This window comes from Trichodesmium erythraeum IMS101, from assembly GCF_000014265.1.
GTDB classification, from domain to species: Bacteria; Cyanobacteriota; Cyanobacteriia; order Cyanobacteriales; family Microcoleaceae; genus Trichodesmium; species Trichodesmium erythraeum.
In genome coordinates this window covers 7,503,027-7,527,920 of record NC_008312.1, presented here as the reverse complement: position 1 = coordinate 7,527,920, position 24,894 = coordinate 7,503,027, and the positions used below count along the sequence as shown (strand labels likewise).

Genomic DNA, 24,894 nt, shown 5'->3' with positions numbered 1-24,894 from the left:
TACATACTTTTCTATTTCAAATCAATTAACCCTGCAACTATTCCTAAATGGTCAATATTTTTAACTGATATTTCTTCTATTAAAGACATTTTTTGATCTTCAATAAGAATGCAATTATCAGCTTTATGATATCACTTGAAGTTACTAAACTCCATTTGTATTTCTACTTAATTAAATAGATATTTTCTTGTAACCTCTTGTGATACAATATGAAGTGCGGAATGTGGGATAGAAGTTATGAGTGGTTTTCAAGGTATCCAAAATCAACATGAGAATATCTGTATTCCCCATAAAAAACTGAAGTGAAAACAATTAAGCAAGAAACAAAAATTGGAAAATCGGAAATTAAGAATAGTCTAGGGTGATATGTGAAAAGTTGTTTGCAGGCATCAAGCGTTATGGAGCTATCAGTCAAATTTACTGTTTATGTTTGTGTTCCGCAAAGCTACCCTCACGTGGGATAGGAATAGTTAATTGTAGGTGGTGCATCAAGAAAGTGTGGGAATAGTAATATAACTATTATCCCTCAATACTTTTAATCATCATGGAATATCCTCTATGTGGCTATCACAAAACTCGCCCACCATAGAAAAACTAGCAATGTTCTCAATGATATTATTGTCCCGAATGCCTGCAAATTTTCAGTGATACCTTCGACACTCTCTACTATCCCAGACAACTTTTACCTGAACAAATGGGGATAGTTTTGCTAGCTAATGTCGAGGGTAGTAGCTTAAGAGGAATTAGTCGCACAGTTAATTTTTCCTATAATACAGTAGTCAGTTTGCTAAGAGCTGCCTCTCAAAAAGGACAGATGATTCATAATGCTCATGTCCAAGAGCTTGAAACCTCACAAATTAGCAGTGATGAGTTTTGGTCATCTCCTCCAAAAAAATAAAAACACTTTCAGTCAAATGAATTAACACAAGAGAATTGTTGTAGGGAAAACGCATCTAATTTTTTTGACAAATAACCAATACTAGGCTTCGAGGACACACTCTGCGATCGTATTGGAGGCATGAATTTTTCCTCTCGAATCATATATAAGACTTTCCATGGCATCAAAATGCAATATGAATGCGTCTCAGCTTACATCTGATATCACATCCACAAACACTATTTTCCTGTGAGCGATAGCAATAGAACTCTGTTCCACGATACACCGTTGTCTAACCCTCTCGCCATTTCATGTCGCTCCATCAAACGCTTTCGTCCTTTAACTTTATTCAATTACAATTTTTTGGGCTTGGTTGCTGATGTCACAGCCAGCCATCACTTTTTTTGAGGGGACTCAAATAATAATATTTGATTTTTATTGTTGGTCATACTATCTGTAATCACACTTAAGTAATCGAAGTAAAACAAATAATATTCCTACCACTTCACAGGATTATCAAATAATATTACTGGATATTTTTATCGTGCGCGTTGATGATATGAATAATACAGAAAAATATAAATATTTTAAATATTTAATTTGGAGCAAAACTAAAAAATTATTAGGAAAAATAATCAAAATTAAAGGCTTTTCACGATACAAAAAAATAAAAATATTTTGGGTTACTGTTTTTGACAATTTCAGCAGAGTATATTTTTACGAATGAGAATTACACAACTTAATGAGTAAAATTAAGCTATAATGCTTATTAAATAACGATTTAACCGAAGCTTTTAAAGATGAGAAAAACAACCATTAACACCATAGCTCCCTGCTTTGAAAGGTGGTGTCAACAGTTTGACAATTATTGGAAAAATCAACCTCAAAAAATATGATTCTGGCATTATCTAGGTGGATTAATAGGGCAGATTGAAAGGAAAAATATCTCGCAAATAGCCAATAACTCTAGTAGTTTACCTAATAATGCTGAACTTTTAGCCGAAGCTATTTGTGGTTATTGGGGAATTGAAAACCAATTAAATTGGGTTTTGAATCTTCAATTCCAAGATGATGATTCTAGAATAATAAAGGATAATACTCCAGAAAATTTCCCAGTAATTAGACAAATAGCTTGAAATTTATTAAGTCAAGAAAAAACTGTTATAACTGGAATAAAAAATCAATAAAAAAGAGTAGGATGGAACAATAATTACCTCCTCAAAATTTTATTCGGCTCACAATAAATTCTGAATAGAAACAAGTAAAAATATTCCTTAGTATGATTATGTTTTACCGTGAATTAAGAGAACTATTATTGATTTTACTTTGATGAGTTAAGGGTAATTGCCGGCTAGCTATATCCAGAATAAAAGTCAAATAATAATAACTTATGATTCTTGAAAAAATTAAGTACTTGCAGACTGTAATAGCTACAATAAAAGCCAGAATAATATTTATTTATAATTTAAAAAAATGAGTGATTGCAGATAGAAATATAAACAATAAATAGCCTTATATCAGTTATCATTGATTAATTGAGGAGACGCGCACTCATGGAAAGTCACTCGCGCTCCCAAAAATAGCATTTGTTGAGCGTCAACTTAGATATCTCACAGAGTAAGTTCTCGAAATGTACCTCTTGGTCATTTGTCAAAAAAATTAGATGCATTTTCCCTGACTACACCCCTACTTTCGTTAAAAAATAGTTTAAATTTAATAGCCAACAACATTAGAAAAAAGGTCACTTTTATTAATTTTAATTAATCATAAAAAATTAACGATTATACAGATTATTAATCTTTAACATAGCTTTAATTCCTTTTTGATAATAGGGTAACTTATGAGAACTTAGCATTATTAAATTTTTTACCTATTCTTGAATGAAACTATAATAAAATATCCAAAAAACACCATAGAATCTAATCCAAAAGTTATTATGCCTTCTCTCTATTTTGCCTGTTTTATTCCTTCTTTACATATATTTTACATACCTTTATTTTTAATTTTTTATTCTTTAAATTAACTAATTGTCTAAGAAATAGCTATGTAGTAAAATTCAATTATTTAATCTAGTTTTATTTGCTTTTGCTCCTTCAATATTGTAAATTTTACTCTTACAATCTTTGAAAATGACCTCAATTATTATTCTTTGAATATATACTTTCTTGATTTTATATTATGATGAAAAGAACTAATAATTTATCATGTTTATGATAGATTTTCTGGTTAATTTTACACTTTTCTTATAGATCAAAAATTGCGAAAAATGAATTCCTTGATTTTCGACTTTTTTTATTTAGTAATATTTTTTTTAAGCTAATTTTTACTATTAATTGCTATAGTTTAAAATATTTACTACTACCCTTAGTTTCGGTTTTTTTTTCTTTGTATAAATGGAAAGTATAGATATTTTTGAAAATGACTTTTTAACCAACATGATAGATATATACTATGGAATTCCTTATCTCATACTAAAATTAGTTAATATTTTTTCAATTATCTTAAAAAAAGACGAATTACTTCTTATTGTTCCATTCTATTACTTACACCTTGATGACTTAAAATTTTCCAGTATATAGGTAATGCTCTTTTTTTTTATACACTACACTTATAATTAATATATTGATATTTTTGTCTACTAATTATTATTTAAAACTAACACTAACTATGATGAAAATAAAAGCCGTGTATTTATCATAATTTCGACTAAAGTAAACCATATATACAAAATTAATACTTTTAACATTAAAAATAATTATATATATTTTCGGCTATTTTTAGATTTAATTTGTAGGTAAAAAAAAGCTGATGACTTTGATATTTGTACATTTTTATGCACTGATATTAAATACCACAATTTTTTTTAATATTTCAACTAGATCGCTGAACTTAATTTATGCTTTATTTGGTCTTGATAATTACCCAATATCTTCATTTAGATTGTTTTTTTGTTGAATTATAAACAATCTTTTATTATATTTTTAATAGCATTTAAAATATTTTTTTTGAATAAATAATCAACCTAAAATAGGGGGGGAGTTGGTGAACGTTTTATGTTCACCAACCCCCCCTTATTCTCAATAAGCTTTCCATTGGACTTGAATTATTATTCAGCTTAAACTGTAAATTTCTTGATATATCTATCTCCCAGCTGGCTTGTCATACCATAAGTCCTGGAATATAAAAATTAATATTATTGACCCAGAAGAAACCCTAAAAAAGCTGCTTGTAGACCAAAAAAAAGTAATAGCTCGAACCACTGGCTGGGAATTTATTGTTGATGCTTTATCAATGGCCAATATTTAGGTAGGGATTACCTTTCAGTATCTAATATTTAAAAAGTTATCGCTTCTAATCACTTATAATATCCTTTTTTTCACAATGGTATAAGCTCTCTAGATTTATGGCCAAATATTTTGGGAGAAATTGTAACTGATAACATTCGGTGAAAATAAGAAAGAGAAAACTTATTCAGCTCCAGTATTATAACGCACTGATCCAAACATGATATTATTTATCTTTTAAATTCTAAGAATCAAGAATAGTTTTACAACGAATTAAACCTTGGTAAGATATACCAACGCAGGCAAGATGCCCGCACCGGAAACATTCAATTGTTAATATTTTTACTTCATATACTTGGAATCTGCTATCATTCTTAAGTAGATATTTGCAACATTTAAGCGACTCAAAACTTACACCTTAATATCTGTATAATCACTGATTAAAGTGACGGCTATTACAGGCATTGCCTTACTATTGTGATCAAACGCAAATGGGTTGATAGTTTGGAAAATATTGCCTGATCGTTGCCCGTATCGTAACAACACTGAGATATATTTTTTTTTGATGTCATTTTACGACCAGCCATATGTTTTCATGGCTTTTAGTTTGTGGTTAGGCGGGAGTATTCCCTTATTAAACTTGTTACTAATTTTACAAATCATGACTTTACTTTTGAGCTGTTCTCAAATAAATGACCAAATTTTTCCAAAAAACTTTTTCAAGTTACATAATTACATAATAAGCAATTTAAAAAAGGTTTGTATTTTGGTTTTTAGCTAAATATTGTTTCTCAGCATTCAAAATTATCTTAATGAAAAGGCAGCAGATAAAAGGGAAAAGATTTTAGAGGCATTTTACTTTTTGTTACAGACTAAAGTTGTTTTGTACCTTTTAACCTAATAATCAAATAAAGTACCCCTAGAAGTGGAAAGCTTTAAACTCAAATTTTTGCTAATCATTTCTCTTTGCAATAACTAATTAGTTCCTCTACCAAGGTATCTTCATCTACAGCAAATTTACTTGCCTTTTCCCCTGCTTCAGTAATTCCAGCCTTGGCCTGATGGAACTTTTTTCTACCCTCTAATGAAGGTTCTACTTGTGTGATAGTTTTAAGATTTGAACTCATATACATAAATTCTTGAGAAAGTTTCTGAAAAACTTGATAAAAGCGATTCCGAAGCTGTTGAAGCTTTTCGTCCTTAAGTTCTAGAGCTTTGACCTTTTGAGCAATTTCGTTTAGATCTTTTCCAAGCTTATCAGTTGTTTCAGCATCATAAGGAGCTTTAGTCTCAAGAAGAGCATTACCACTTTGAATAATACCAGTTAATTTACTACACTGGACAATCATGCTATCGCTACAACCAGTGTTCCATAAACAAACCACAATAATACTACCAATAACTGTTAATTTACGAAACATATTTTAAAATAGTGCAAAATTAATAATATAGAGTACAAATCGATACTATAGGGTACAAATAGATAAAGCGAAAGTACATCTAAGAGGCAAAAAAATCTGCCTCAAGAATAATAAATATATCCAAAATACCGAAAAACCTTTAAAGTCATACAAATATTTTTTCTATTGTAACTTCTCTTGTATTGGGATTCTTAATGCTAAGTTAATCCTGACGCTTATTTGCAATTTATGGATTAACCTAGATAATTATCTACTATACATAAACAACATGAGCAGCAATAAAATTACTTGAATAATTGATTTTACCTGTTAGTTAAAAAAAATTAGGGACACATTACAGGTTTTGACTTAGCAATGAAGTCTCAACTATCAGGAAAAGTTGTCCAAGAGTTTTTTTGATGAAAGAGGGAAAGAATTTGGTGCTGAGTGATAAATTACATAAAATAATTGTTTATTATACTATTTTCCTACTGCCATTACTCTAATTTATCGACAAATTAATAGGAACGAGAATAAATAGTCAAGAGGCATGAATATTTGTAATTCATATCTAGATTATGGAACAAAGTAAAAAATATTCAATAAATACTTTAAAATGTAATGCTGATCATTGAATTATTTATTGTCATGAATCATACTCTTCTTTAATGCTTACTACACCAATTACTATAAATTTCTGACCTCAATAAAATGCTTTCGTTTCATTAACTCATTGTCCCCTTAGAGTTAGGGTGCATGGTTTCTGTTTAAACCTAGCATCACACCTATTCTATGTATAAATACTAAATTTTATGGGCCTATATTTTTTTCTATTCTTATCTTAATCTTTGTACTCTTTCTGTCTCGGTTTGGCTGCTACTCTGCATTTTTTTTACGGCTTAATACCAATTTTTTTAAAGCTCGACACATGGCAGTAAGACTTACCAAATTTCCTGTTAAAAGGTTCAAACAATTCACATAGTTTTGCAATAGTAGTACTTAGATATTCTGACACAAGTTATTTTAAATTCTTATATGTATTTGTGGGATAACTAAATCTTTGTTTCCCAGGTTTTAATGGTTCTAAATTTCCATCTGTTTTTTGTTGTTTTACCAGTTTTTGGGCTAAACTTTTAGTAACAGAACATAAGATGGCCATAAATGCCAATTAATATCTTATGATCGAATATATGTAGCAACTATTTTTTCTGGTGAGTTTTGTTAGATATGACTTTATATTTATACCATTAAATTCTTATTTGTAAGTGTACCTCATCACGTGGGGAAAGTGCTGTATATTAGTTGTTAAGTCTAAAATCTAATCAACTATGTCCTCCTATACTGTAAGTCTATTGTTGCCCTCCCAAAACAGAGGAAACTGTCAAGTCAATTTTAACTAGTATAGTATCGGCGACTTCTCTTGAAGATGATTGTATTAAATACGAGTTATTACAATTAGGATGCCAATCTCTCGGGATTTTTTTCTGTTGAAGAATGGGAAAATAAATGTCTATGAACAAAACATTTGGCCTTAAGTCGTATCTAAACAGCATCATTAGAATAAAAGAACTTGGTTACAGTCCCAGCAAAGATTTGTTGTTATCATTTAATAGCTTGACAATAAAATAAATTCGTGTTAAAGAAAAATATAAAAATGAAGATCAAAGAAGAGTAATGTTTTGAAGGAAAAATCTCACATTTAATGGAAAAGCTTAAAAATCTTAATTAAACATTACAATAAGAAAAAATCGTAGGTTAAGTGTAGGAAATGATGCCCCGAATACTCGTCATTGATGATGATCCTGCGATCGCAGAACTCGTTGCCGTAAACTTAGAAATGGCTGGCTATGAAGTTAGTCAAGCAGAAGATGGTATAAAAGGACAAGCTCTAGCTTTGCAACTATTACCAGACCTGATAGTGTTAGATTTAATGCTGCCGAAAGTAGATGGGTTTACAGTATGTCAACGTCTGCGTCGTGATGAACGAACAGCGGATATTCCAGTGTTGATGTTAACTGCTTTGGGTCAAACCCAAGATAAAGTAGAAGGTTTTAATGCTGGTGCAGATGATTATTTAACAAAACCCTTTGAAATAGAAGAAATGCTGGCACGAGTCCGTGCTTTACTGCGACGCACAGATCGAATTCCTCAAGCAGCTAAACATAGTGAAATACTAAGTTATGGCCCTTTGACCCTGGTTCCCGAAAGGTTTGAGGCTATCTGGTTTGATCAAACAGTTAAATTAACTCATCTGGAATTTGAGTTACTCCATTGTTTACTACAACGCCATGGCCAGACAGTATCTCCTAGTGAAATTCTTAAGGAAGTCTGGGGTTACGATCCAGACGATGATATTGAGACAATTCGAGTCCATATTAGACATCTCAGAACTAAAATGGAACCAGATCCTCGTCATCCTCGGTATATTAAAACCGTATATGGTGCTGGCTATTGCTTAGAATTACCTAGTAATGGGTCCAGTACTAATAATGAGGAAACAGCTAATTGGTCTCAACCAAATAGGGATATGGTTAGAGAACCTTAGGATAATTTCCGGTTGAAAAGTCATAATTAGACAGATAAAATCAAGCTAAAGAGATATTGGTTAATATCCTACAAAATTTATAATTATGATCTCTCAACCGGAAATATATAGTAATTACTATAGGAATTCCCATCAGCTGTTCTTCTAATTTATTCACTGCGCGATCGCTCTAATAAATTGAAGCTTAGTCCGTAACTACTACAATTCTTTTGGACAATTTTTAACTAAATTTTTCCCAAAACTTAATAACTACTGCACTATTAATATTTCCCTTGACTATGGGCATCAAATAATTCGTTTTAGTAATTCATTAATCCCATAACATTACTTGAAGAACTTTTACAAGTTATTATTAAATCTTTATATGGCCATTCCTAAGGAATCAAATCAAATTAAACCCACTTTCATCTAAATATCTTAAATCAATTTCTCCTTTCTTTCTCTTGACCTTTGAGTGCTTCTAGTCTCAGAAGTTTTACTTATAGCTCCTATTCATAAGGACTTTGGCTCATTCTCCTCTGTATCCTTTTTCACATCATATCTATTGCTCTTACGGGGTGATAAGCACCTTAAAACTATTATGAGATAGTGGTTTGTGGGATATTCACTAACCTCAAAAATTGGTAGTTTTTGCAAGAATAATAATTATTATTGATCAGTATTTACCGAACGTGATCGCGCTCTAGACACCCCAACACTAAGTTGATTGATTATTCAATTTAGCTTGAATGATACAAATCTAGCATGTAAATAGCTAGAAAAAAGTAAATATAATCAGAAAGTAGAAAAAGAACGATAGTACCTGTTGATAAATATTGACAATTTAGATGAAGTATGAAGAAATTCTCGTTCGAGAATGGGTATTGAAGCTATGTTATTTGACTGTAAAACAGGAGGATATAATTTTAGAGAAGGTCAAGCTAATACCCAACAATTGATCAATTTAGTTTGACTGATAGAATAGTGCTTATAGGATTTTCTGGTCAACTTTGTTATTATCATCAAAAAATCCAGGTATTAAAAATACATTTATTGATTCTTTTATCCAGGTAAAAAAAAATAGAATGAATAGCAATTTTTGGTAAGTTATATATGGTGAATTGTGAGTCATAACTTATGAATATTTAGTCTATATTTTCCATTATATAGATAAATATATCACTATAAAAAAACCTATATTATCAAACTGAAAAACCTCAAAAAAAGAAGCTAAATAAAAATGATTAATTAGTGCAATAAAAAAAAGCTAGGAAGGAATTTTGAGCCATAATGCAACCTGAAATAGTAGATCAAAAGCTTATATTCTTTATATTAAAGATGTAATATTTTATGGGTATATTTATTAGCTGATGCTTGGCTATAAACAGATTAAAAAATAAAAGTTGTAATTAAAAATTAATTTAAAATCCAGACTTATTATAGCGACTTAGACTATCAAACCCAATAATTTATTGTACAAAAATTAGATCCGTGGAAATACTAAAAATACCATACAATTTATGAAATATTTTCACTGCTCAAATACCTGGTAAAAAATTAGTAAGATTTGGGGATAGAGAAACTTACCATAACTCTCAATAATTTCTATAATACTTAAGGACAATTAATCAAGATTTATCAAAATAAGAATAGTTGATAAATTTACAAAATTAGCTCAAATAATCAAGATTTATCAAAATAAGAATAGTTGATAAATTTACAAAATTAGCTCAAAATACTACCGAGCAAAATCCTGTTAAAGATATTTGGTTACAAACCAAAAATTTTATTAGACAACTTGATCATTTTTGCAGTTATCTTAAAGTAGTTAAGTAGTTATTTAAGTTTTTTGCAGATAGTCAAATATTCGATTTTCCAAAAATTTTTCCATAAAAAATTATACCATAACCTATAAGCAGATTGCTATAGTTTATGTGAAGGTAAATTATCCATCACCATTACGGCTCCTAGGCATAACTCTGGCAGTAAAAAATGTGCAATAAATGCTTATGGAATGAAAATTGACTTATATAAACTTTGTCGTTAGCATTGAATGAATATTAAGTCAATATAGGCTCTGGGTGTCGGTGATCTGAAGCAACACCCTCACTAAGAATAATTATTATTATTACAAAAATCGTCAATTTTTTACAGAAATTTAATGCTCTCACAATAGTTTTGACCTGTTTGTCACCCAATAAACTATTATAAATAATCTCCCCTTATAAGCTACTCCCTACTCACCATTGACTATTAACTTTTGACTTATAAGTTTCGACTTCTGTAACACAGAATAAATTGGTAGAAATTAGCTAAAATTTATAACTATACATGAGGATATATATTATGGGTTGGATACAATACATAAAAATAGCTCTAGTAAATACTGTTGGGGCATTAGTAGGAATTATCTGGGTACCTGTACCTCAAGCAGTGGCACAATCTTCACTTCCTGAGCCAGCTAACTCAGAAATTTCTGCCTTAGAAACTATCAAGTCGATAAACAAGAACTTAAAAATTCCTAAAACAATAAGTTCACTGACAGAACTGTACCAGATAAAAGATCAATTAAAAGTAGAACTAGAGCGAGTCTCTAAAATGCCAAACTTCAAGAAAGTTAGGGAACCTTGGCAATACCAATTCCAGTTACAACAGTATGAAAAAACTTTGAAAGACTTCCGCAGTATAGAAGCAAAAATTATTAAAGAAGAAAAAGCTCTTCAAAGTTGGAAACAAGCACTGAGCATAGCAACCAATGCTGTAGCAAAAGGAAAAAAACTACAAGCAAATTATCAAACCTGGGAAGAAGCAGAAAATCTTTGGTTAGAGGCAATTTATAGTTTACGTCAAATTCCTCAAGATTCATTGATGACAGATAAAGCGATCGAAAAAATGCTTGAATATCAGGGGTATCTAGCAGTGGCCTGTTATGAAAAAGTAATGGCAGTAAGAGTATGGGAAAAAGAGAAAGAAAAGAAGACAAATAGCCATACCAAAACTTATCGACCCATTGCATATAGTTTATCTCCAGGTTTTACCATGTATGGTGATACTAACAGAGATGGGAAAGTGGATGAAACTGACAAGTCAGGTAGAGAAAACTGGTCTTTATCAGAAGGTGCATTAATGTTATTTAATAATGATGATGATAACGGCGATCTAATCCCAGATTGGCGAGATGGGGATGTTAATGGTGAAAATGATGTAGCAGATTTAGCTATTGTCAATATTCGATTAGCAGAAAACTATAGAGATGCTCAAATCTACATCTCTACTGACGCAGATGTTAATAACTATATCAATATCTTCCAAAAAACAGAATCTGGATGGCAACCAGTAGATCTTTCTGGCACTGAAGCATTAATATCTAGAGCAAAGATAGTATTAGGTGTAGAAGCTAAACAATTTGCTGACAGGGACTGGAAAGGAGTTGTTAACTTGACAGCGATAGCTAAAAAAAATGGTAGACAAATTGCTTCTGATAGTATTCAAATAGGTGTAGTTCCTTGGTTAATGTCTCCTAATACTGCTCCAGTCAAAGAACTGCACGTTAGTGAGCGAGGTTTAGCTAATCAAAAGTTTATCAGTAAAATCACTGAAATTATTGAAAAAACAGGTGTGACAGCTAAAATTAATCCTGGCGGAACAACCTGGATGCAAGATACTAAAAAAATAGGTTATGTGCAGTTTCCCACTCAAGGTAAAATGCACAATATGAATGTGGTACTTAAAGGTAACCGTCTACAGGAAAATGATCAGTATGCTAGAAGCCTCCTCAAAGAAAATTTTGGTTGGTTTGAAGTTGGTAAACCCAGACAACTAGATCCTCTCAACAGGTGGGCAGATGCTTATGGAAATCTAGAAGTAACACCACCTTTACCAGGATATCCTATGGGAAGAGTTTATTATGGGAAAGCAGGTGAAGTGGGTATGAATCCTGATATTATTGATTTCATCAAAGCACAGAAAATTCAGGGTCCCCCAGTAGATATTGATACTTCTTGGTTAATGATGCGTCATGTAGATGAAATTATTAGTTTTATTCCTAGTAAAACTGGCAAACCTCTAATGTTAATTGTGAGTCCAGAAGCAGGGGTCAAATTATTAGAAGAACTCAGTGAAGAAAACTATGGTAAAGCTGCTATAAATCGTGGTTTAAGCACTCAAATAACAGTGCGGGCTGCGTTGAAAAATGAAAAGTTAGTTCAGCATAATCTCTATTTACAACGGGAAAAATTAAACCCATTAATTGAGAAGTTAAAACAGGAATTTAATCTGAGCAATGACCAGATAATTCAAGTACCAGCTATGTTTGGATATAGCGGTTATGCTTGGTGGCCGAATATGGTTAATTCAGTGGTAATTAATGGAGAATTATTGGTTTCTAGTCCCGGAGGAGCATTAATTAATGGTCGAGATTATACTCAAGAGAAATTTCGCAGGTTGGTGTCGAATTCAAGCTTAAATATTAATTTTATGGATGATCAATATTATCAACAACTAAGAGGAAATGTACATGATGCTGTGAATACAACTCGCTTAGGAAAAAATCATCCTTTCTGGAAATCCTTATCTGAAAATATATTAGGGTTTAGAGGGCAAAGTTTAGATATGGTAGATACGAAATAATATAGCAGCAATTAACAGCTATATGGAGGGTTTCGAGAGTAAAATCCTGGTAAATTGCTAACTACAATAATTATATTTTTCAAATTTTCTTTGATATTTGGGTGATATTATATCAGGATAAACACTAACTATAAAGTTATTGGGACTAGAATGGAGTCGAAGGAAGCAATATCATGGGTTATTAGAAGTTGCTCTTGAGCCTCACACCATCATTTTCGATTTGTGTGGGGTTAATTAGCAGTTAATTAAGCTAGGTTCAATACCTACTTAAATTTTTAATATAATAGTTTTCTCATTATATGGTATGAGTTCTAATACAGTCAAAAATTTAAAACTTGTAGATTGAGAGAAAGAAATGTCAGATTTTATGGACTTTTTGAAGCACAAATACGCTTATGTTGCGGTGGGAGAATTTAAACCTGGAAGGTTTCAAGAAGCAAAAGAACTTTATGAAAAGGCAGTTAAGACTTATAATAAAGGTTTTAAAGGTGCCTATTTATTACAGTTGCCAGGAACAGATAAAGGTATTGCTGTAATTTTTTGGGAAGGAGTTGAAGATATGGATGCTAATTCAACTGATGATTATAAAGCAACATTGGCAAAAATTTCACATTTATTTGCCAAACCACCAGAAATTAATTTTTATGAGACTGTTACTGAGATTTTACCAGAGTCATGTTGAACTCAGAAGTTAAGTTCCTAGGAAATTTGATTGAATTCATTAGCTGGCGGGCATCCTGCCCGCACTATAGTCAGTTCAAAGTACCACAGAAGTTTCAAGGTTAATATAAATAGGACTGACGTAATAGAGTTGTTGGGAAATAACTTAGGAGAGAAAAAACTCAAACGAAAACTTGACATATTTCCCTAGTAATTTGACTACTTATGCTGTCATCAGATATAAGTTCCACTCACCAGTTGCTGTTAGCATTAATTTGTCATCAAAATCATACTTGTGATTACGAGAAATCTGACTGACAGCTCCATAACGCTTGACGCCCGCCAAGGCGTTTTCACAGACTACCCTTGATTGACTCAATTTCCGAAAATCTGTTTTTGTTGCTCACTTAACTCTCCCCCTTTTGGTTTTTTATGGGGGATTCGGATATTTTCATACTGATGCGTGGAGACCTTGGAAACCACTGTCTACTTCTATCGGAATCTCTAGAGGTATATTTCCTATCAATTTTTCCTGGTCATGGAACTTCGACTTCATGCAGCTTTCCTTCTCGTGCCTGACTCAATACCAGCACTTTCTTGTTTTGATTAACTGCTACTAGATGTTTGCGAGTGTGACGCTTTTTTTTTCCTGAATAATTCAGTTTTGGTTTTTCAGAGTGAGTTGGTCTTTGTACTGGCCGTTCTGTGCCATCCATTATCACTCGTTCTACTCGAGGGAAACGCTCTATGAATCCTTGGACACTGTTAATTTGACGCAATGCATCGCGCCTTTTTTTCTCCCAAGGCTGCTTCTAACATAGTTTGTAAGCGATGAACCCAATAATGTGCTTGACTACGGTCGATATCAAACAAGATACCAGCTAAGTCAAAAGTCGGGTAACATTTAAAGTAGAAGAGAATGTCAAACAATTTGTCTTGTAGAGTGCGTAAACGAGCCAAAAGACCTCCTCCAACAGAGCGTTGACGAGGTGAGCGAGTGCAATGTTTGCTCATACATTTGCCCAAAGGACTCCAAGAAAGATTCAAATGCTTTACGGTTTAATGGGTGTTAATGCTCTGAGTAATCTGTCTTGTTTTAAGGCTCGTTCAATATTTAGCATTTTTATGGCAAATTTTTTCTGAAATTATTTTACCTTATTTCCCAACAACTCTTATATATCTATATATGCAGGCTCAGGGGGTGACAAGCAAGCTTAATGGTAAATATAGTGACAATTTGAGACAATAAATTGAATTATTCTTCAATTCAAAAAGAAAGCTTATTGAGTTTGAGAGGTAGCGATCGCCAATTCACTCCTATCTATTATCTGAGTTGATTATTTATTCATTTATATATTGAACATATAGTTCAATTAAAGTAGCAAACAACATCAGAAAAAACTGACTTTTATTAATTTTAGTGACGAGGGAGATAATTTAATATTAAGTAGTTTATTCATCCCTTTAATTCCCTTTTTATAATAGGTGAATTGATGAGGACTAAAGCTCATTAGATTTTCCACTAATTTCCAGATTATATGTAAGCATTCAGCTGTCAACTATCAGCTAGTGTCTAGTTGCAAAAGTTAGTAATATTATTTTGACAGCGCTTTTCAGATTGATAAACCACATCCTCACAACCAAAACCTTGTAGGAAGGTTTCATAGAACGTCCCTACTGTAGTCTACTAAAATGAAAACCGCTATGGACAGCCCCTCACGGAGTGACAAGCCAGTTGAAAGCTATATATATAAAAGGATTTGCCTTCAGGGGCTGAGGAATAATTCAAGTTGTGCGGTAGAATAATATCATGAAAAAACTTAACTTTATTAATTAATTTTTAATCAAAAATTACAGTCTAATTAACCACTTTATTCATCGCTTTTATTCCCCTGCGATAATATAGTAATTTATGAGGATTAAGGCTCATTAAATTTTCTACTAATTTCCACATTAAATCATCATTTATTGCCCAATAAATACTAGATAACCCTAAGCAAAAACTACTGTTTCTTCTTTCTTTTCTACCTCTTTCATTAGTTCTTGATATATATTCTTGAACTCCTTTATTTTTAATTTATTGTCTTTTAAATGAACTAATTGTGTATGAAATAGCTATTAATAAAATTAGATTATTAAGTCTAGTTTCGTTGGCTTTTGCTGATTCTAGATTATAACCACCAGTTTTATAATCCTTAAACATGGCTTCTATGGCCATTCTCTGGCTATATATTTTTTTAACTTTTCCACATTACTATGATAAATTGGAGAGAATATACCATTTCTCTGAAACAGAATTGTGACGATATTTCTGTCTTTTATATACAAGTAAATTATATGTTCCTACCTTCAAAATTTTGGTAATTTTTTGATTCAATAATAGTTGGGATTCACCGATATTTACTTTTAACTCTGAGAGTTGACAATATTTTCTCCCTCGTTTTATCATAGTTGATTTTTTTTGTCTCAAGACAAAATATACGTCTTTTTTTTTATATTCTTTCAACCAATGGCACAGGAAAATACTGTGGAATTCTAGGGTGCTGTGAGAATTATTTTGTGTGCTTTCAATAATTTTAATACAGGGCGAATTACTGATTTTTGTTCGGTTAAATTACTAGCTCCTTTATGAGATAAAATCTTCCAATATATAGGTAAAGCTCTCTTTTTCCAAGCTACAGTTATCATTAAAATATTAATATTTTGCCACTGAGTGCGGTCTAAAATCAACACTAACTCTGAGGTAAAGCTGAAGAGATTTTTTACCATTATTTTGACTAAAGGGAACCAAAATATAGGTAAACTTAATTCCTTTAGGGTTAAAAATCTTTCGCATAAGTTTTCGCTTACGTTCTGATTTAATTGGTAGCTGAAAATAATTGGTTAGCTTTGATATTTGTACAGTTTTATGTACTGAAATTAAGTATAATAATATTTGTAATGTTACTACTTGAGATGGACTCAACTTTTGCTTAATATGGTCTTGATAAAAGCCTAATATATTCACTTTTTCTTCTTTTTTTTTGTAATTATTAACCCTTTTTTATCATATTTTTAACAGTTTTTTTTAATGTTTTAATGAATAAATAATCAACCATGGGTAGGGGGTGTAGTGCGAGCGCTCTGCGCTCGCACTACACCCCCTAATCGCCTTAAATAATAGTTCAAGTAAGATAGCAAACAATATTATAAAAAAGGTAAATCTTATTAGTTTTAATTAATAGACATCTCCAAAAATACTCAAACGCTTATCCTAACTATCTTTAGTGGTGCGATCGCTACTTATGAAGATAGTTAATTTGTACAGTTTTATGGGCATCAGAGATACTTTGTGTTACTAATTCAAATATTTATTGTACTTTAATTTATTCTTTTTATCTCAGCTTTTGATGGTTTATGCTAATATAAAAGATCCAATTCTTAGTCGCACTAAACCACATATTGTTAAGATTACTTTTTGATAATTATTATCTTTTAATCTGAATCTTTCTCTAGCAATTCCAAATATTTTAATTAATCTTATTACATGTTCTACAAATATTCTCTTTCTGGCTTTTTCTTGATTTTCTTCTTTGATTTCTAGCGGCATTTCTTTTTTTCTTGGTTTCTTTTTTGGTGTAGTAGTTCTTTCTACTCCTTCATAAGCTTTATCTCCTTGAAATTTTTGTTTTTTATCAAATTTATCCTGTTGTTTTCTTAATATTTTTACATCACTTACTGGACCTTTTTCTCCTACTATTACATCTACTATTTCTGTTCCTTTTGGTGTCGTTATTATTTGATTTTTAAAAGTATGATTTTTATTTTTTCATATTTTATATTTTTATTGGTCTTTATATTCACTTGGTCTTTCTCTACTTTGTTCTGTACTATCTACAATTAATTCTAATTCTGTTAATATCTCCTTTACCCATTCCAATTCATTTTCTTTTTTTTTTTACTTGTTCTAATAAACTTGCTGGCAGTAATTCTCTGAGAATATCTATCCAGTAATGAAAAATATTATTAGCACTTGATTCACTTATACCAAAGTTAATTCCTAATGTTTGAAAAGTCGGTATTTGATGTAAATAAAATAACGTTAAAATTATTTCTTCCTCCTTTGTTAAATTCTTTTTTCTGACTCCACCTGCTTTAATTAATCTTTTTTCTGTTTTAGCGATCGCCTTCTTTTTCTCTGATTCTATTATTTGGGCCTTTGCTATTAATTTTATTAGCTGTTCATAAGTAATGCCAATAATTCTTTTTGTTTCTTTTGGATGGTTATAAATATATTCTAAAGTTGGATTCATTTGGGAGACTTTATAAATAAATGGTTTTGATAATTTTACCTTATTTTTTATTTTGGAGATGTCTAATAATAAAAAATCAACTATTGTACAGCATATTAATCTTTAATATAGCTTGAATTCCTTTTCGATAATAGGGTAACTTATGAGAATTTAGCCTCATTAAATTTTCTACCTATTCTTGGATAAAAACATCATAAAATGTCCAAAAAAACCATATAATCTAAGCCAAAAGCTACTACTTATTCTCTCTATCCTACCTTTTTTATTCATATATTTTTAAATATCTTAATTTTTGATTTTTTTTCCTTTAAATGAACTAATTATGTCAGAAATAGCTGTTAGTAAAATCAAATTATTTAGTCTAGTTTAATTTGCTTTTGGTCCTTCAAGATTGTAAAAGTAGAGGTGACAATCTTTGAACATGGCGTTAATTCCTATTCTTGTACTATATACTTTATTAATTTTATCCGATGATGAGAAATTACTGATTATATACCAGGTTTATAATATATTTTTTTTGTTTATTTGGCGTTTTTTATATATTAATAAATTTTGGAGACCGACTTGCTTAATTTGAGTAATATTTTTTTTTCCGACATTTACGTTTAATTTTTGTACTTCACAATACTTATTCCCAACCTTAATTTGGGTTATTTTTCTTTGTCTAAATGCAAAATATAGATGTTTTTGACGATAATTTTTTAACCAATATGATAAATAAATACTATGAAATTCTATATCTATTACTAAAATTAGTTTATATTTCTTCAACAATCTTAATATAGAACGAATTTCTGCTTGTTTTTTTTGTGAGATAACTTGCACTTTTATCACTTCAAATCTTCTATGATATAGGTAATTCTATTTTTTTTCAAATAATATTAAACATGAAAATATTAATATTTTGCCACTAGATTTTATCTAACAATAACACTAATTATGATGGTGATAACAGCAGAGTTTTCACCATGATTTTTACGAAAATAAACCAGAATATAGGAAAAATTAATTGTTTTAATGTTGAAAAACGTTATATGTGTTTTTGGCGACTTTTAGATTGAATTGGTAGAGAAAAATAAGGTGATAATTTTGATATTTGTACAACTTTATGTACTGAAATTAAGTATAACAATATTTTTAATATTTTCAATTGAGCTGGACTTAATTTCTACTTTATTTGGTCTTGATAATTACCTATGTTCATTTTTATTTTTTTTGTTTAATTATCACCCCTTTTTTATCATATTTTTAAGAGTATTTAAAGTTTTTTGAATAAATAATCAACCCAGGATAGGGGGAGAGTTTGTGGCAAAGAGTTCACAAACTCTCCCTTATTCTCAACAAGTTTTCCATTTGATTTGGACTATTATTCAGTTATAGCAATGAGCGCTGGCATCTTTACATACTACCAATGTCATTCATGTAGTATACATCCTGCTACATGACTGACATTTTTTCTATGCGATCGTGACAACGGAACGGAGGCGCAATCGCACTACCTTAAAGTTTTATGCCATGCCTGAAAAAATAATGTGACATAAGGATGTCAGAAAATCCTTGCCAGGCAATAATTATAGCATGGCAGCTCGGATTAAAATTTGGTATTATAGACTCCCGCGTTGCACTTTGATTTAACTGACAACAAAAGAATCACAGTGTTATGGGAGTGTATTCGCGAAGCCTCTCGAGTGAGAGAATCGCCTCAAAGATCAACTATATTCTATAGAGTTGTTGGGAAATAACTTAGGAGAGAAAAAACTCAAACGAAAACTTGACATATTTCCCTAGTAATTTGACTACTTATGCTGTCATCAGATATAAGTTCCACTCACCAGTTGCTGTTAGCATTAATTTGTCATCAAAATCATACTTGTGATTACGAGAAATCTGACTGACAGCTCCATAACGCTTGACGCCCGCCAAGGCGTTTTCACAGACTACCCTTGATTGACTCAATTTCCGAAAATCTGGTTTTTGTTGCTCACTTAACTCTCCCCCTTTTGGTTTTTTATGGGGGATTCGGATATTTTCATACTGATGCGTGGAGACCTTGGAAACCACTGTCTACTTCTATCGGAATCTCTAGAGGTATATTTCCTATCAATTTTTCCTGGTCATGGAACTTCGACTTCATGCAGCTTTCCTTCTCGTGCCTGACTCAATACCAGCACTTTCTTGTTTTGATTAACTGCTACTAGATGTTTGCGAGTGTGACGCTTTTTTTTTCCTGAATAATTCAGTTTTGGTTTTTCAGAGTGAGTTGGTCTTTGTACTGGCCGTTCTGTGCCATCCATTATCACTCGTTCTACTCGAGGGAAACGCTCTATGAATCCTTGGACACTGTTAATTTGACGCAATGCATCGCGCCTTTTTTTCTCCCAAGGCTGCTTCTAACATAGTTTGTAAGCGATGAACCCAATAATGTGCTTGACTACGGTCGATATCAAACAAGATACCAGCTAAGTCAAAAGTCGGGTAACATTTAAAGTAGAAGAGAATGTCAAACAATTTGTCTTGTAGAGTGCGTAAACGAGCCAAAAGACCTCCTCCAACAGAGCGTTGACGAGGTGAGCGAGTGCAATGTTTGCTCATACATTTGCCCAAAGGACTCCAAGAAAGATTCAAATGCTTTACGGTTTAATGGGTGTTAATGCTCTGAGTAATCTGTCTTGTTTTAAGGCTCGTTCAATATTTAGCATTTTTATGGCAAATTTTTTCTGAAATTATTTTACCTTATTTCCCAACAACTCTTATATTAATAATTGATATCTTTCACCACTACGGAAAAACTTGAGGATTTTCTATAAAAGCTGCATCCACACAGTCTCTAAAATGATCAAATTTCTTCAGTCTTTGTTTGCAGATCGTTTTTTAACACAAACCACCAACATTCTATCTTATTAAAATCTGGTGAGTATGGTGGTAAATACCAGATTTCACACCTTTGCTTGGCCACTAATTCTTCAATATAAACTGATTTATGAAACGTTGCGTTATCCAATATAATCACTTGCCCTGGTTGTAATTTTGGTATGGGAACAATTTTCCAACCAGTTCTCAAACAAGTCACGATTACAACTTCCTGTAAATGTTAAAGGAGCAAACATTTTTGATTGATTTATAGCTGCAATCCAACTAACTCTCTCAGTTCTTTTTCCGGACTTCATGCCTGGTACTATGAATGCCTTTAAATCCATAACCATAAGGATAATCTTCTCTATTATCTATTCCGGCTTCATCTACATAAACAATATCTTTTTTGTCTATTTGATTCAGTTTTAAGGCCAACTTTTCTCTTTCTATTTCGTCTCTTTCTTGATAACCATATGTTTTTTTTTACGAGTAAACCCAAGTTTTTTTAAACTTCTACTAATAGTAAAACGACTACAATTTCCCCATTTTGCAGCCATTTGTTTTTGAGTTTGCTCACTTAGTGTCCTCAACAAACTTTTCACATTCTTCCCAGTTTTTAATTTTAGATGTCTGAGGGGGAGGTATATTGGCTGATTGAGTTGTTGAACCTGTGGTTAAATATATCTCTCGCCATTGATGAAGAGTAGGCCGACTTATATTAGAGTTGTTGGGAAATAAGGTAAAATAATTTCAGAAAAAATTTGCCATAAAAATGGCTTTGTTGCATGAAAGTAGTGATCGCCAAAAACTTCCTGATGGAAGTTAACTAGATTTTCACTTTGTGACTTTTGGGTTTATACCAATTTCCTAAAGTCCGACTACACATAATGCCTCAAGAATAAAATCATATCCTGTACAAGAAGCAATATCTTTTTGACTAAATCCAGTTAATATATTTCTCAGGATTCTGCGTAAGAAATCTAAGGAATCGAAAACTCGATTTTTCAAGAATTTTTTCACCTCTTTCCACAGTCTTTCAATGGGATTAACTTCGGGACAATAAGGAGGTTGAAATAATAAAATGATGTGATCAGGGATAGATAAATCATTCCCTAGATGCCCTCGCCCGTTATCTAGTTGAATAATATGAATCTCTTCAGGATATGTTTGAGAAAAAAGCTCTAAAAATCTTTCAAAGCAAGGAGTATCTAGATGACTAAATTCATAAAAAAAGGAATCTCCTGTTTTTGGTTCTACTAAACCATAAAGCCATAGATATTTAAATAGCCATTGATATAAACCAATGGGCTTAACACCGCAAGCAGTAATGACTTTACCTGTTATAGTTTTTAATCCAATTCTAGTCTCGTCTTGACACCAATAGCGAATTGGCAGTTGATTTTCCGAATATTTATTAATTAACTTAATTTTCTCTTCTAGTTGAGATGAGAGTTTTTTTTAAAGTTTTCTTGAGCTTCTTTATTTTGTTTTATGTGATTTGGACGTGGAACTTTTAATTTACTTTTTAATTTATATCTGACTAATTGATGAACTGTTCGATAAGACAGCTCGATGTCAAAACAAGTCGTTAACCACTGTTGAATTTCACCATAGCTTTGGAAACCTTCCGGGTTTTGCAATTCTGCTTCTAATTTCTCGATTACATTTGGTGGAATTGAACTTGGCCTCCCTCCTAGATTTTTCTTTGGTTCTAGTAAAAGATTCAGTCCACCTGTACGATATTTCCCTAACCATTTTTGTACTGTGACTCGATTGCGTCCTAACATTATCGCAATTTCTTTTACTGTTTCTACTGTTTGAGTTTTCAACCAGTAAATAGTTTGAAGTCTTTCCTTTTCTTGAGCTGTACTCGCACTTTTTAAAAGTTTTTTGAGAGTTTCTACCGATTCATTTATCTCAATTTTTACTACTCCTGACATGGGGACATTTTCTATAATAGGTTACTTCTAAAAGTGTAGCTTAAGTTTATGAAATTAGTATTACCTGTTTGAATCATACGGTTCAGCATGGCACATTGTATGAACAACTCTACTGCTTGGGCTTTCGAATTTTCCTCGTCGTAACTGACCTCCAAAGCTCACTTTGAGTCTAAACATTGTGGTTTCTGATAGAGAACGCCGATGGTAACCACTTTCATGCTTCCATTTTTGGCGTCCTACCTTTCTGATTCTTCTGAGGTTTTCATCTCTGGGATGAGGTGGGCATTTGCAGTTGCCGTGTTGACCTATTACTGCATTTTTCCTGGGTGGAATTGTTACTTTTGCTCCTAGTTGGTTAGCTTTCTGGTAACATTTATACTTGTGCTCTGCTCCATCTCCTGATACTTGGGCTATTTCCCCATCTACTCCATTTCTCAAGTTCAGAAAATGCTTGTGAATCACTGACATCATTGGTAGTCACTACTCCACTGACAATCTCTCCTGTAGCCTCATTTACTCCTAGGTGTAATTTACCCCATGTACGCCGTTTACTGACACCATGAACTCTTGTTTTCCATTCACCTTCTCCGTAAACTTTCACCCCTGTAGAGTCTACTACTGTACGGAATAGTTTCATTAGTTGGTATAACTGGCAGTTGGATATTCAGTTTGAGCAAGCGACGGGATACAGTGCTATGGTCTGGTACTGGTAAATCTAAGTCCATCAATTGAAATATAGATTCGACAAAACCTTCAGTCTGTCGTCCGGCCAGACCAAACAATAATTGTATAGTGACCATAAATTCAATGGCCGTATTGCTATAGGTATTTGATGCCCCCCTACGTCCAGTTTTTTGTTGATTTACCCACTGCTCTATGACTTCATCATTCAACCAAAATGTGAGGCTCCCTCTCTGTCTTAGGGACGCATCAGACCTACGACCAGTTGCTGAAGAGGTACTTAGACTTGGACTTGGACTTACTCATCTCTACCCTTACTATAGGTTTCTTGTGCCACACGCTTATTGTTACCATATTTTCTATCTTTATGCAACAAAGCCCATAAAAATGCTAAATATTGAACGAGCCTTAAAACAAGACAGATTACTCAGAGCATTAACACCCATTAAACCGTAAAGCATTTGAATCTTTGTTGGAGTCCTTTGGGCAAATGTATGAGCAAACATTGCACTCGCTCACCTCGTCAACGCTCTGTTGGAGGAGGTCTTTTGGCTCGTTTACGCACTCTACAAGACAAATTGTTTGACATTCTCTTCTACTTTACAGCACTTTTCAGGTAATTGAACCACAAAGTGCGGTAAAATGGGTTTGATGTAATTGTTAAATTTAATGCCAGTATCGTATTCGAGTGATTTGCGTCGTCGCGTGATTATAGCTTGGGAAGCAAAAGAAGGCTCTCAACGTCAGTTGGCTGAAAGATTTAAGGTCAGCTTGTCTATGGTACGAAATTTGTTGCGTCATTATCGTCACTCTTGGACAAATTGAGGCCAAACGACGTGGAGGATATCAGCAGCCAATAATTTCCTATGATAATCTCAACATCATCAAATCTCTGGTAGAGGAGAAAAATGACTTATTGCTGAGAGAATTATGCGCTCGCTATCAAGAAACAACAGGAATTAGGGTGAGTATCTCCACAATGCATCGCGCCGTAGAAAAATTAGGCTTACGGTGCAAAAAAAAAGTCTTTATGCCAGTGAGCAAGATACCCCAAGAGTCCAAGAGTTAAGACATGACTATCGACGTTGGTTAGATAAAATTGATGTCAGAAATTTAGTATTTGTTGATGAAGCCCGAATAAATTTGTCAATGTCTCGTTTATTCGCCAGAGCCGTAGATGGGGAACGAGCTGTTGGTAGTATCCCAGGTAGCAAGGGTGGAAATGTTTCTTTGATTGGTGCTTTGAACCTGGATGGACTGATTGCGTCGATGACTGTACCAGGAAGTACAAATACTGAGGTATTTATCACTTTATTAAACCCAGGTCTTACTACCTCAGTTGTGGCAAGGGGCAATCGTGGTAATGGATAATCTCAAGGTTTATCATGCTGAACGTGTCAGAGTTGCCATTGAGTCCGTCGGTGCTCAAGTCAAGTTTTTGCCCCCTTACTCTCCTGATTTACCACCTATTGAGCTTTGTTGGTCGAAACTGAAGCAATTTCTCCGTTCTTGTGAGGCACGTACCCATGAATCACTGGAGCAAGCAATGGCTGAAGTTGTAAATTTCATTACTGAAGATGATGCCTTCGGTTGGTTCAACCACTGTGGTCTATTTACCTGAAAATTGCTGTAAAGCTATCAACTCACTCATTGTCAATACCATTACACGCATCCTTAAAACTTTAACGTTTAGCGATCGCCTAATTTATGAAAAATGCAGGTCATACTGCAAGTCATACTGGAGCCATATATTA

General features: G+C 32.4%; 24 protein-coding genes and 2 pseudogenes. 8 read left to right on the top strand and 18 right to left on the bottom strand.

Annotation, left to right across the window (positions count from 1 at the left end; translation table 11 throughout):
- Positions 1-706: 706 nt before the first annotated feature.
- Positions 707-898: a hypothetical protein gene (locus TERY_RS23800; protein ID WP_155994613.1), complete on the top strand. Its 192-nt coding sequence runs from the start codon at positions 707-709 to the stop codon at positions 896-898.
- A gap of 4,219 nt (positions 899-5,117) precedes the next feature.
- On the opposite strand, the gene TERY_RS23790 is transcribed toward TERY_RS23800, so the two are convergent.
- Both TERY_RS23790 and TERY_RS35645 read right to left on the bottom strand, forming a co-directional pair.
- Positions 5,118-5,582 (bottom strand): hypothetical protein, encoded by a 465-nt coding sequence (locus tag TERY_RS23790; protein WP_011614148.1) that lies wholly within the window; start codon positions 5,580-5,582, stop codon positions 5,118-5,120.
- Between the two features lie 997 nt (positions 5,583-6,579).
- Positions 6,580-6,720 (bottom strand): hypothetical protein, encoded by a 141-nt coding sequence (locus tag TERY_RS35645; protein WP_196797164.1) that lies wholly within the window; start codon positions 6,718-6,720, stop codon positions 6,580-6,582.
- A 612-nt stretch (positions 6,721-7,332) separates the two neighbouring features.
- On the opposite strand from TERY_RS35645, the gene TERY_RS23785 reads away from it, so the two are divergent.
- The 3 genes from TERY_RS23785 to TERY_RS23775 all read left to right on the top strand — a co-directional run bounded on the left by TERY_RS23785 (position 7,333) and on the right by TERY_RS23775 (position 13,396).
- Positions 7,333-8,106: a response regulator gene (locus TERY_RS23785; RefSeq protein ID WP_011614147.1), complete on the top strand. Its 774-nt coding sequence runs from the start codon at positions 7,333-7,335 to the stop codon at positions 8,104-8,106.
- A 2,325-nt stretch (positions 8,107-10,431) separates the two neighbouring features.
- On the top strand, positions 10,432-12,714 hold the full coding sequence (locus TERY_RS23780) for a protein-arginine deiminase family protein (protein ID WP_011614146.1): 2,283 nt from the start codon (positions 10,432-10,434) through the stop codon (positions 12,712-12,714).
- 355 nt (positions 12,715-13,069) lie between these two features.
- Positions 13,070-13,396, top strand: a complete 327-nt coding sequence (locus TERY_RS23775) for an antibiotic biosynthesis monooxygenase (protein WP_044137047.1) — start codon at positions 13,070-13,072, stop codon at positions 13,394-13,396.
- A 201-nt stretch (positions 13,397-13,597) separates the two neighbouring features.
- On the opposite strand, the gene TERY_RS35640 is transcribed toward TERY_RS23775, so the two are convergent.
- The 16 genes and pseudogenes from TERY_RS35640 to TERY_RS26050 form a co-directional block, all read right to left on the bottom strand.
- Entirely contained in the window at positions 13,598-13,753 is a 156-nt protein-coding gene (locus tag TERY_RS35640) for a hypothetical protein (RefSeq protein ID WP_196797131.1), read from the bottom strand.
- 157 nt (positions 13,754-13,910) lie between these two features.
- Positions 13,911-14,153 (bottom strand): transposase family protein, encoded by a 243-nt coding sequence (locus tag TERY_RS37940; protein WP_052845808.1) that lies wholly within the window; start codon positions 14,151-14,153, stop codon positions 13,911-13,913.
- Positions 14,140-14,388: a transposase family protein gene (locus TERY_RS37935; protein ID WP_011610837.1), complete on the bottom strand. Its 249-nt coding sequence runs from the start codon at positions 14,386-14,388 to the stop codon at positions 14,140-14,142. The genes TERY_RS37940 and TERY_RS37935 overlap by 14 nt, the downstream gene beginning before the upstream one ends.
- Before the next feature lie 1,063 nt (positions 14,389-15,451).
- Positions 15,452-15,592 (bottom strand): hypothetical protein, encoded by a 141-nt coding sequence (locus TERY_RS35630; RefSeq protein ID WP_196797163.1) that lies wholly within the window; start codon positions 15,590-15,592, stop codon positions 15,452-15,454.
- Positions 15,593-15,909: 317 nt separating this feature from the next.
- Positions 15,910-16,143, bottom strand: coding sequence for a hypothetical protein (locus tag TERY_RS31795; protein WP_081432515.1), 234 nt, complete (start codon positions 16,141-16,143; stop codon positions 15,910-15,912).
- A 625-nt stretch (positions 16,144-16,768) separates the two neighbouring features.
- Positions 16,769-17,170: pseudogene (locus tag TERY_RS23760) on the bottom strand (transposase family protein); the annotation flags it as partial.
- A 124-nt stretch (positions 17,171-17,294) separates the two neighbouring features.
- Positions 17,295-17,666, bottom strand: a complete 372-nt coding sequence (locus tag TERY_RS23755) for a transposase family protein (RefSeq protein ID WP_011612568.1) — start codon at positions 17,664-17,666, stop codon at positions 17,295-17,297.
- Positions 17,667-18,167: 501 nt separating this feature from the next.
- Entirely contained in the window at positions 18,168-18,500 is a 333-nt protein-coding gene (locus tag TERY_RS23750; RefSeq protein WP_155994612.1) for a hypothetical protein, read from the bottom strand.
- Between the two features lie 966 nt (positions 18,501-19,466).
- Positions 19,467-19,727 (bottom strand): hypothetical protein, encoded by a 261-nt coding sequence (locus tag TERY_RS37930; RefSeq protein ID WP_196797162.1) that lies wholly within the window; start codon positions 19,725-19,727, stop codon positions 19,467-19,469.
- 53 nt (positions 19,728-19,780) lie between these two features.
- Positions 19,781-20,023 (bottom strand): transposase family protein, encoded by a 243-nt coding sequence (locus TERY_RS37925; protein WP_052845808.1) that lies wholly within the window; start codon positions 20,021-20,023, stop codon positions 19,781-19,783.
- Complete coding sequence (locus TERY_RS37920; RefSeq protein ID WP_011610837.1) at positions 20,010-20,258, bottom strand: transposase family protein; 249 nt, start codon at positions 20,256-20,258, stop codon at positions 20,010-20,012. The genes TERY_RS37925 and TERY_RS37920 overlap by 14 nt, the downstream gene beginning before the upstream one ends.
- A 244-nt stretch (positions 20,259-20,502) precedes the next feature.
- Entirely contained in the window at positions 20,503-20,736 is a 234-nt protein-coding gene (locus TERY_RS31770) for a transposase (RefSeq protein WP_011614142.1), read from the bottom strand.
- A gap of 74 nt (positions 20,737-20,810) precedes the next feature.
- Entirely contained in the window at positions 20,811-20,954 is a 144-nt protein-coding gene (locus TERY_RS34140; RefSeq protein WP_011613851.1) for a hypothetical protein, read from the bottom strand.
- 432 nt (positions 20,955-21,386) lie between these two features.
- A complete protein-coding gene (locus tag TERY_RS29345) occupies positions 21,387-21,947 on the bottom strand; it encodes an IS630 family transposase (RefSeq protein ID WP_155994658.1) in 561 nt (186 codons plus the stop codon).
- Between the two features lie 8 nt (positions 21,948-21,955).
- Positions 21,956-22,459, bottom strand: coding sequence for a helix-turn-helix domain-containing protein (locus TERY_RS23735; protein ID WP_011609939.1), 504 nt, complete (start codon positions 22,457-22,459; stop codon positions 21,956-21,958).
- An 11-nt stretch (positions 22,460-22,470) separates the two neighbouring features.
- Positions 22,471-23,446: pseudogene (locus tag TERY_RS26050) on the bottom strand (IS5 family transposase).
- A 188-nt stretch (positions 23,447-23,634) separates the two neighbouring features.
- Between TERY_RS26050 and TERY_RS31765 the strand changes: the two are divergent.
- The 4 genes from TERY_RS31765 (at position 23,635) to TERY_RS31755 (ending at position 24,761) form a co-directional block, all read left to right on the top strand.
- A complete protein-coding gene (locus TERY_RS31765; RefSeq protein ID WP_370496230.1) occupies positions 23,635-23,760 on the top strand; it encodes a hypothetical protein in 126 nt (41 codons plus the stop codon).
- 49 nt (positions 23,761-23,809) lie between these two features.
- A complete protein-coding gene (locus TERY_RS35620; protein ID WP_196797060.1) occupies positions 23,810-23,965 on the top strand; it encodes a helix-turn-helix domain-containing protein in 156 nt (51 codons plus the stop codon).
- A gap of 186 nt (positions 23,966-24,151) precedes the next feature.
- Positions 24,152-24,511 carry a transposase gene (locus TERY_RS31760; protein ID WP_011612577.1) on the top strand — a complete coding sequence of 120 codons (360 nt, stop codon included), beginning with the start codon at positions 24,152-24,154 and terminating at the stop codon, positions 24,509-24,511.
- The gene (locus TERY_RS31755) at positions 24,504-24,761 is read left to right on the top strand and encodes a transposase (protein ID WP_044138000.1); all 258 of its coding nucleotides are present in this window, start codon (positions 24,504-24,506) and stop codon (positions 24,759-24,761) included. The genes TERY_RS31760 and TERY_RS31755 overlap by 8 nt, the downstream gene beginning before the upstream one ends.
- The last annotated feature ends 133 nt before the right edge of the window (positions 24,762-24,894 follow it).